The organism is Ralstonia sp. 22111, from assembly GCF_052045895.1.
In the GTDB taxonomy this organism is placed as follows: Bacteria; Pseudomonadota; Gammaproteobacteria; order Burkholderiales; family Burkholderiaceae; genus Ralstonia; species Ralstonia wenshanensis.
The window spans coordinates 47,705-56,878 of the sequence record NZ_JBQEPR010000012.1 but is presented as its reverse complement, the minus strand read 5'-3'; the positions used below and the strand labels follow the sequence as shown (position 1 = coordinate 56,878).

12 protein-coding genes are annotated in these 9,174 nt (G+C 58.0%); 2 read left to right on the top strand and 10 right to left on the bottom strand.

Annotated features, from left to right (window positions below; genetic code table 11):
- Positions 1-115 precede the first annotated feature (115 nt).
- Both ACTJK4_RS23175 and ACTJK4_RS23170 read left to right on the top strand, forming a co-directional pair.
- Positions 116-691, top strand: a complete 576-nt coding sequence (locus ACTJK4_RS23175; protein WP_433868159.1) for a tetratricopeptide repeat protein — start codon at positions 116-118, stop codon at positions 689-691.
- Positions 692-743: 52 nt separating this feature from the next.
- On the top strand, positions 744-1,142 hold the full coding sequence (locus ACTJK4_RS23170) for a hypothetical protein (protein WP_433868160.1): 399 nt from the start codon (positions 744-746) through the stop codon (positions 1,140-1,142).
- A gap of 8 nt (positions 1,143-1,150) precedes the next feature.
- Here the strand turns inward: ACTJK4_RS23170 and ACTJK4_RS23165 are convergent, their stop codons facing one another.
- The 10 genes from ACTJK4_RS23165 to ACTJK4_RS23120 all read right to left on the bottom strand — a co-directional run bounded on the left by ACTJK4_RS23165 (position 1,151) and on the right by ACTJK4_RS23120 (position 9,153).
- The gene (locus ACTJK4_RS23165) at positions 1,151-2,296 is read right to left on the bottom strand and encodes a tetratricopeptide repeat protein (RefSeq protein ID WP_433868161.1); all 1,146 of its coding nucleotides are present in this window, start codon (positions 2,294-2,296) and stop codon (positions 1,151-1,153) included.
- A 76-nt stretch (positions 2,297-2,372) separates the two neighbouring features.
- Positions 2,373-3,191 (bottom strand): sigma-70 family RNA polymerase sigma factor, encoded by an 819-nt coding sequence (locus ACTJK4_RS23160; protein ID WP_433868162.1) that lies wholly within the window; start codon positions 3,189-3,191, stop codon positions 2,373-2,375.
- A gap of 17 nt (positions 3,192-3,208) precedes the next feature.
- On the bottom strand, positions 3,209-3,931 hold the full coding sequence (gene fliP, locus ACTJK4_RS23155) for a flagellar type III secretion system pore protein FliP (protein WP_433868410.1): 723 nt from the start codon (positions 3,929-3,931) through the stop codon (positions 3,209-3,211).
- A gap of 88 nt (positions 3,932-4,019) precedes the next feature.
- The gene (locus ACTJK4_RS23150; protein ID WP_433868163.1) at positions 4,020-4,589 is read right to left on the bottom strand and encodes a flagellar biosynthetic protein FliO; all 570 of its coding nucleotides are present in this window, start codon (positions 4,587-4,589) and stop codon (positions 4,020-4,022) included.
- 22 nt (positions 4,590-4,611) lie between these two features.
- Positions 4,612-4,998, bottom strand: a complete 387-nt coding sequence (locus tag ACTJK4_RS23145; protein WP_433868164.1) for a FliM/FliN family flagellar motor switch protein — start codon at positions 4,996-4,998, stop codon at positions 4,612-4,614.
- A gap of 66 nt (positions 4,999-5,064) precedes the next feature.
- On the bottom strand, positions 5,065-6,009 hold the full coding sequence (locus ACTJK4_RS23140; protein WP_433868165.1) for a FliM/FliN family flagellar motor switch protein: 945 nt from the start codon (positions 6,007-6,009) through the stop codon (positions 5,065-5,067).
- A gap of 23 nt (positions 6,010-6,032) precedes the next feature.
- Complete coding sequence (locus ACTJK4_RS23135; protein ID WP_440819088.1) at positions 6,033-7,220, bottom strand: flagellar hook protein FlgE; 1,188 nt, start codon at positions 7,218-7,220, stop codon at positions 6,033-6,035.
- A 33-nt stretch (positions 7,221-7,253) separates the two neighbouring features.
- Complete coding sequence (locus ACTJK4_RS23130) at positions 7,254-7,658, bottom strand: flagellar hook capping FlgD N-terminal domain-containing protein (protein ID WP_433868167.1); 405 nt, start codon at positions 7,656-7,658, stop codon at positions 7,254-7,256.
- Positions 7,655-8,686 (bottom strand): hypothetical protein, encoded by a 1,032-nt coding sequence (locus ACTJK4_RS23125; RefSeq protein ID WP_433868168.1) that lies wholly within the window; start codon positions 8,684-8,686, stop codon positions 7,655-7,657. The genes ACTJK4_RS23130 and ACTJK4_RS23125 overlap by 4 nt, the downstream gene beginning before the upstream one ends.
- On the bottom strand, positions 8,683-9,153 hold the full coding sequence (locus tag ACTJK4_RS23120) for a hypothetical protein (RefSeq protein WP_433868169.1): 471 nt from the start codon (positions 9,151-9,153) through the stop codon (positions 8,683-8,685). Before ACTJK4_RS23120 ends, ACTJK4_RS23125 begins: the two co-directional genes overlap by 4 nt.
- Positions 9,154-9,174 lie beyond the last annotated feature (21 nt).

The following is a 9,174-nucleotide window of genomic DNA, read 5'->3' as shown; positions in this document are numbered from 1 at the left end:
AAATATTCGCCCATCCACCCTAAACTTCTGGCGAATTCCTCGGATAAGTTTTGCGTTAGCATGATTTACGTGAAGCCGTTTCTGGTTTGCGTACCCGCAACCACCCGGAAGCCACATGACCGCCAATCAAAACCCCATTCCCGAACTGATTCGAAAGCTCGAAGCGAGCGACACCGCAAGCGCTGTGGCGCTGTTGGAAACGACGGTCACGCACCACCCGCAGAATCCGCATGTGCTGTTGCTCTTGGCGGGGTACTACATGCAAAACAAGCATGTGGACCAAGCCGAAGCGGCCTATATCGCAGCCCTCAATCTCGATCCAGGCCTGTCGATCGCGCGCTTCCAGCTCGGATTGCTCCAGTTGACCAACGCCCGGCCAGCCACCGCTTTCACAACCTGGGCGCCACTTGATCTTCTGAGCGAGAAGCACCCGCTGCGCCTTTTCAAGCAGGCATTCGACCAGTTGCAGCACGACCAGGTCGGAACCGCTTGCGCCTATCTGCGTGAGGGCATCCAATACAACACCGACAACCCGCCGTTGAACCGTGACATGCAGATACTGCTTGTCAAACTCGAAGCGGCATCGAAAGACGGTGTGGCCAACCCATCAACCAACGCAGAGACGCCCGCCTCGCCGGCTCACGAAGCCAGCGCGCATTTCTTGGTCTCAACGTACAAGAACCTGCATTGATTTTTCACGAGCGATCACCGCTGTATCGCGTGCCTTCTGAAAGCGCTCTCTCATGAACTCCATCGACCCAACCAGCAAGCTCCTTGCGCATATTCGCGCGGAAGCGTTGACATGGCGTCGAGACACGTCTGCTACAACGGGGCGAAACCCGTCATCCCCATCTGCGCTGAGTACTCCACGCAATGCGGAAGACCTTCTCGCCCGGGTGGCACAAGCCGTCGTCGCGATTGATCCTGACGATCCGTCGCGCAAGAGGAAAGCCTTCCGCATCTACTTAGGATCGGTGCTGGCCAATGAACTTGGCCTCCATCTACTCAACGACCCCGGATTCGACGATTTGGTGGGGCGCGTTCAGGACTCGATGGACCAGAACGCACAACTGCACGCTGCGATGGAGCGTGCGGGAGAGTTGCTGCTAGAGACTGCCAAGGCGACGCCACCTCGGCGCTAAGAGCTCAATTAGCGGGATCTGGCCTTGAATGCTACATCTGCAAGTGACAGCCCTTCGCGCGGCCCGCGATGCTGGGCGAGTACACGCTGAGCCAACCGACGAAAAGCCACTGGGTCATTCACCTCGCCAGAAAGCATGGCCTGCGCGTAGCGCGCTGACAGACAGGCCTTGTCCAGCCCAAGCGCCAGCTCAACCTCCCTAGCCGCCTCAGCCCGCTTGCCCTCGGCCACCAGCACCACAGCTAACGAGCCGTGGCTCTCGCCGAAATTTCGATCCAGCACCAATGCGCTTGCGAAGGCTTGGTGCGCCGCAGGCAAATCCCGACGCATGAATTCGCACCATCCCAAGCCGATCCACGTGCCGATGTGCTGGGTCATTGCTCGGACAGCATGATGGAAAGCCTGGAGGGCAAGGTCGAGGCGATGCTCAAGCAAATACGTAAAAGCCAATCCGGACCAACTCCGGCCATCCGCCTGGTTGACTGCCAATGCGCGTTCGAAGAGCGCCTGTGCGGTAGTCATGTCCTGCCGTCCCAGCACCAGTGACCCCTGAACGACAAGCGCTTCGAGTCGATTGGTATTCACAGCCAATGCACGCGCAGACCAGGCGTCCGCTTCTTCCGTTCGCCCCACATCCAGCGCCATCAAACTGGCTACGCCCAACACCTCTTCCGTAACGGTATGGGTTGATGCATAACTGTCGAACTTGCGCAGCCCCTCGTCCAGCTGGATCAGATGGTGCATGCACCGCAACCATAGCGCCAACGCCGGCTGCATAACCTCGCCAGCCGCGTCCACTACCGGCGCCAACCGATCAAGTGCCGCCTTCACTTGGCCTTGCGCAAAGAGGACATATGCAAGGTTGTACAGGACGGCGACGTCATTCACTCCCGCTGTAAGCAACGCCTCCAGCGCAGTCTGGGCCACCGAATAGTCCTTGCGTGCCAGGAAAAGCAAAGCCTGACGATGTAGCCAGGGCTTCGCGTCGGGCGTTTTCTGCAAGACAACACCGATCTGTTGCTCCGCCAACCCAAAATCCCCGGCCTCCAGTGCCACATCGAAAATATCGGCGCGCAGTTGCACGTTCTCTGGATCGGCCTCCAGATATGACTGCAAGCTCGCCAGACGTTGTGCGTGAACAGGGTTGAGTTGCATCAGAAATCTCTCACAAGGCATAGACCGACGACATTCGACGCCGGATTGAATCGTTCATGGACAGGCATGCGTGCCATCAATAGGCGACATCGCATCGCGCCTGCTTGGCGACCAGCGCCTGCAACCGTTTCAACGCCTGCTGATGCAGTTGCGACACACGGCCTTTCGTCACACCTAACTCTATGGCAACCTCGTCGAAGGGCTTCTGCTGTTGATAGTGCAGGCGGATCACGTCTCGTTCGCGGTCGGTCAGATGTTGGACCAAATGCCAGATCTGATGTCGCAGCTGGCGCAACTCGATCCGGGAATACGCGTTGTCCGGCAACCCTTCATCCTGGCCAACCACCATCCCGGTACCTTCCAGTAGAATGCCCAGCGCGATGCCCACCCCAATCTCGCCCAACTCCCGCAGCAACTTTTGGGGGTTCCCCTCCGACAATGATTCGTTGGCAAGAGATGCGGCACGCTCAGCTGCCAAACGACGACGCAGACCAATTTGTTGTTGCTGCTCGCTCAGCCGCTCCAGCCCATTCAGCACAGACCCCACGATGCGCGGTGTGACGTAGGTCTTGAACTGCGCACCTTGCTGCGGATCGTAGCGCTCCAGGGACTCCATCAGCCCGACCACGGCGAACTGGTAATACTCCTGAAACTCGAACGCATCGTGTGTGCGCCGTGCGTACAGCATCGCGGCCTGCGCCTTTGCATAGGGAAGATAGCGTGCAATCAAGGCCTCGCGCGCAACGGTATCCCCCTGCTCCCGCAATGCACGCCACAGTTCCACCTCAGGCGCTGATGGCGGGACATCGGCCTTCCCAGCGTCCGTTGGCTGAACCAGATCGTCGCGTGGACGCCGCGAATCCTCTGGCAACGGTGCGTAGCTTGACTCTGCCATGCGCAGTTACGCCGCCGTCAATGGAACGATCCGACGAGTGCTTTCAACAGCAAGCCCCAACCGTCCATCAATACGAACATCAACACCTTGAGCGGCAAGGAAACCGTCGAAGGCGGCATCATCATCATGCCCAGCGCCATCAAGATGCTGGAGACCACAAGGTCGATCAAAAGAAATGGCAGGAAAACGACAAATCCGATCTGGAATGCGGTGCGCAGTTCGGAGAGCATGTACGCCGGGATTAGTTGGACATTGCTGATATCGTCCATCGACTGCGGCGCCTTGGCCTTGGATAGTTCGACCATCAGGGCAAGATCTTGCTCACGTGTCTGCCGCACCATGAAATCCCGCAGCGGCGCACTGCCTTTCTCATAAGCTTGCTCCATGGAAATCGTACCAGCCATGAAGGGCTGAAAGGCTTGTCGATTGATCTGCTCCAGTGTCGGTGACATGGTGAACAGCGTCAGGAATAAAGCCAAGCCGATGAGCGCCGTATTGGGCGGCGTTTCCTGCATCCCCAATCCGTGCCGCAACATGGACAACACGATGATGATGCGCAGAAAGGACGTGACGGACACCAACAATGCGGGCAGAACTGCCAACACCGTCAACCCCAGCACGATGCGTAAGGCTTGTGCGGTGTCGGCGGCCGGTGCGGCCTTTTGCGGGCGGATGGCAGGCGACAGCGAGGGAACAGTCACTGCTGCAGGTGCGACAGATACCGCGGCATGGCCTTGCATAGGACACAGCAGCACACCCGCCCACAACAGCACGCGAAAGATCGCCTGAATATTCGATACGCACAGCACCATCTGTTGAACGAGGGCTCTAGTCATGCTCGCGAACCTCTGGCTTGCCGCCCTGGGCGCCGGCGCCGTGGTCTGGACGCGTGCTCAACACCGAAAGTCCGTTCTCCGTACATCCAACAAGCAATTGCTGCCCATCCCAGTCGATGACATGCAGGCTCGCCTTGCTCGTCAAGCGTGATGACTTGATAACGCGCAGCCCACCACTACCCGGATGAGCCGTGACTCTGACTGGCCAGATGCCCGGTTTGTTTTTCTGCGGTGCATTTGTGCGAAAGCGCTTGAGCAGCCACCACAGCAGCGCCGCCAAGACAGCAACCACAACCAGCAATTGCGGCACACTAGATACCGCACCGCGCTCTGTCTCCGCCTCCCGGCGCAAAGGGATACTGTCGGGCAAGCGTTCCGTCTGCCCTGTCATCTCAGCGGACCCAGACGACTGTGATGCCCCAACAACAGCCAGCGATTGAGAGCCGTTGGCCTGCGCCGCCGCATTGAAACCAGATAGTGCCAACACAGCCAGCAATATCAGGCGAGCTGCTGGACGACGCACAAATGTCCTGGCGAACGCGGAAAAAAGTGAATGAAGCATGAAAAATCCGAACACAACATCCCTAAACCGTGAGTGCAACAGGTAGTTCGGTAATCCGTACGCCGAAATGTTCGTCCACCGCGACAAGCTGACCTCGTGCTACAACCTTGCCTTCGAGCAGCAGATCTACAGGTTGCGCGACCTTGCTATCCAGTCGCAATACTTGCTGCTCCTTTGCCGCCATCAACTCGCCGACGGTCAAAGTTGCTGTCCCGATGCACACGGTAAGTTGGGCCTTTACTCGATGCAGTGGATTCGTGTTCGAAAGAATCCCACCATTCAGTGGATGGGCATTCGAGATTGGCTCGCTAGCAGGATGCAGTTCACCCAAGGCCAGTGTTTGCGCCACAGGCTGGGCACCATGGGATTCTGCAAATGCAGGTTCCCGATCGGTAGCGACAGGGTTCAAGAAAGGCTCCATTGCTGTACTCATCAAGATTTGGTTTTACCTTGAGGCGCGCGGTCGCGCCTACACCTAGCTGGTTTGGGTGAGGGGAAATAGTTCGATCGCTTTTTGGTCTTCAAGACGCCCCAGAAAAGCCTGGTAGAGCAACGCCCCATCGCCAGCGCGAACAAGAAGCGGCATTTCCAACAAATGCGGAATCCGAATGACATCACCGATCTGCAAACCAGTCAGTGTGCCCAGATCGAGTTCAATCGGATTTAACTCCGCCGTCATCGACAGTGGCTCTTCAGATAGAGCAGACAAGACTGGCGTCAACAAGCTTTCCGACCTGTGCTCCGTATTCACCTTATCAGTTGAAGCGAAGCATGGGCCGATCAAGCGCATCACATACTCACAATCGAGCGCGAGTTCGAAGACGTCGCCGAACCAATCGACTGTCAGCAAAACCGCGCCGGACCAAAGCCGCGTCAACTCAATTGGTGGGAAGGCATGCAAGGGCTCCTTCAAGGACGAAGCCTCGCCGCCATCTACCGCACCGAGCCAGTGACGTAACCGCAGGCACCAGTCATCGACTGCATCGCCGCCGACGCCGGATGCCACCAACGGATCGGATTGGCCAGCCGGATTCAGATCCTCGCCGAAAAGTGCCATCTGGACGGCTGCCCTTGCGAGCTCCAGCGCTGACGAGTCACGCCCTTTCGAGCCGCCCCCAAAGTGTGCGCGACTACGCCCCCCCGGTCTGACAGTCCACCAGGCGCAGCCTGCACCTTCGCCGGCAGACAATGCCGTCCATGGCTGGTCGACTTGAACCTCCTCAGGATGCGCGAGTACAGCCTTAACGCCTCGGCACGCTTCTCCTTGCCCTACAGGCAAGCCCCAATCTCCACGCCACTGATCAAACAGCGTTTGCGCGCGCAATGCCAGCAAGTCCAGCTGGGCAGCCGACCACCATCGCAACGGACGAGCAGCCTCTGGCTGCTCCGTTTGTGCTGTCGAGAGACGACGCTGCATCATGTCGGACCACTCCTCCAGCACTATCACTTACCTCGCATGGAGAACAACTCGGTCAACATGTCGTTCGCGGTGGAGACCACTTGCGACGAGGCTTGATAGCCGCGCTGCATAATCACCAGATTGCTGAACTCTTGCGACAAATCGACGTTCGAGTTTTCCACCATGCCGGAATGGAGCGTCCCGAAGGCACCAGCGCCGGCCACGCCCGTTTCCCAGGCCTGACCGTTGACCACTTTGAACTCGTTGTTGCCCACCGCTTCAACTGCATCTGGCGAGCTAAAGCGGCCCAAAGCCAGTTGCACACTCTTGATGGTTTGACCGTTGGCATAGGTCAGCACAAGCGTCCCAGTACTGTCAAAAGTCGCCTTGGTCAGATTGCCGGCAGCAAAGCCGTCCTGGGAGGACATGGCCAACGTCGACTGGCTACCCGAGTCGAACGAGGTCACATTCTTCGAGAAATCCAGCGTCAAAGGTATCGCCGACTGTCCCGTCGGTGTATAGGTCAGCGATACCGTCGTATTTGCGGGGTCCGGTTTGCCGTTGATGAAAGCAATCGTGCCGCTGCCAACCGTGGTCGTACCATCGAGTAGCGTGACGGTCCAGCTACCCGATTTCCCGCTGACAGGTGCCAGTTTTGCAGACAACGTATGGGTGCCGCCTGCTGTATCAATGACAGTGATACTCCCCACGGTCAGTCCGGTGGAAGCACTCGGAAGATTGCCACTGAAAGTTACCGTACTCGTTGCCTTGGCGGCGCTTGTCTTCAGCCCTGAGATGCTTACTGGGGTCAGACTGCCGGTTGAGTCTAGCGCCATGACCTGCTCACCGGTGACACTAGAGATCAGATTGCCATCCGTGTTGAACTTGAACTGCCCATCCCGGGTATAACGCAGAGAGCCGTCTGCGGCCTTGAGAACGAAGAGTCCTTGGCCGTCCACGGCTACGTCCAAATCGTTGCCTGTGGTTTGCATCTGCCCTTGCTGGAAATTGAGCAGGGTGCCAACCGTGTTGAGCCCGAAACCCAACTGGCTAGCAGCATGCCCTCCACCTTGCGCACTCTGTCCCCCATTCGAGTAGAACAAATCCGAAAACTGTGAAGTCGATCCCTTGAAACCGGGAGTGTTCATGTTGGTCGTGTTGTTTGAGATCACGCGCAACGCTTCCTCGTAGCCATGCAGGCCGGTCATCGCGATATAGATCGAATCAAGCATCGTGGACTCCGTTTTCTGAAAAATGATGTGCGCTCATCGAACGGCGATAACTTGGCTCAGATCGATATTGCTCAACGTCCCTCCGCTGCCGGCATTGATGGTCAATTGAGGCGAAGTTCCGGATAGCGAGAGCGCGGAAACAGTACCGGTCAAGGTGCCCGAACTGGTGGTGATGTCGACGGTCCGACCAATCAATCCAACAGACTGTAAGGACGCCTGATTCGATACCAGCGTCTCGATGTTGCTGTTCATCTGCTGGCTTTGACCAAGCGCAGTGAACTGGGCAATCTGGGCCATGAACTGTTGGTTGTCCATGGGCTTGAGGGGATCCTGGTAAGTCAACTGCGTCAGCAAGACTTTCAGGAAATCTTGCATATTCAGGTTGTTCACCTGGGAACTGCCTGCACTAGCGACACTGCTTGCCGAGGTGATCGTCATTGCTCTACCTGCTCATCGAGATGAAACATCGGTTGACCGGCTGACCAGTCACCACCTTGAAAACCCTGTTGATATGGCCTCGGCGGGGATATCGCCAACGAGGTGCGCTTTGCCCACGAACCATCCACCTGACCCATCACAGGGCGGCCGTTACAAACAAGGCTCAACAATCGGCTGCCACTCTCAGCCAGAACGCGATCCAATTGCCGCTGCACTTGTGGTAGCGCCGCTTCGGCATCGTGATCGACGCCCAACCAAACACGGACGCCCTCTTCGGTCCAATCCACGTGAACTCGAATCTTCGGGTTCGGGTTAGCGTTGGCAGCGCTCTCCTGCGCTCCGGGCGCGGGAGATGCTGCGGCCTCCTCCGTCAGCCCATCCTCTGCACTAACTGGCTCCGAAGAACTAGTGGCTGCCAACGGCACCGAAACAATCGGCCATGAACGACTTGTCGGCGTTGCACCCACCGCAGAGGTAGTCGTCACATCAAATTCGACTAAAGAACCGACGGCGAGCGTGCCCACCTCGCGCAACGAGGCCAACAGTGACCCGATCACCCCTCCGAGATTCACGGGTCCTTGTGCACTTTCATCCTTGGTCGCATATGCAATCTCGTCTCGGATCGCAAATCCAGTCTCACCTCCCGTCACATATCCCACCGAGCTTGCAGAGACGCTCACCCGTGAGGAGGCCGCCCTAGAATCCTCGCCCTCGCTATCGGCCCGCAATCGGGAGGTTTGAGTCGGCTCGAATAGCGAGTAGTGCGACATGGGCACACTCCGTCCGGTGGTCATGCGCGATGCGGAAGGTGTTTCGCTCGCGGAAGTTGAGTCGCCCGCGGCCGCCGAGCCAGAGCTTTGGCGCCCCTCGCCCGGGTCTTTAAACCAGCCGGCGAACTCCGCTTGCTCCATTGCCCGCTGCCAAGCTTGATCATGCCCGGAGGAAAGTGCAGCGCCGCCATCGCGACTCGTGGTCGAGAATCGACTGCCGCCCTCGACGGGCATGGAAATGCCCTGCTCCAACTTCATACCCCCCCTCCTTCCTCACGCCGGCCTTGCCTAGCCATCCAATCCTGATCCGCCTGCGCCAGCAATCGACCGTTCTGGGCTTGTGCGTAGTCTGCGATGGACTCATCGCGGTGCCGCTCCATCACGTCCAGTTTCTGCTGGGCAAGCACAAAAGCTTGCTGCATCTCCACCTTCTTCTGTTGCAACATATCCAATCTCGATTCGCTCTCGAGAATCTGTGACCGCAATGCAGCCAGCCAGTACAGTCCTCGGCGGTGGGTATCAATATCGAAGCGTTGATGTATGGTCTCTGCGATTGCGCGTGCGTGGCCTTCGTACTCAATGCAAAACCGCCTCACAACCTCCTGCGCTTGCGAAATGTCGTGCTGTAGTCGGCCAAGCTCGGCGAGCACCCGCTCCACATGCCACCGCCGCTGCTGCCGTAGCGGTTCCACGGCGTACTCGAACCCACGCAGGTCAGGCTGCATCTCTTAGCCTCCGCACAATAG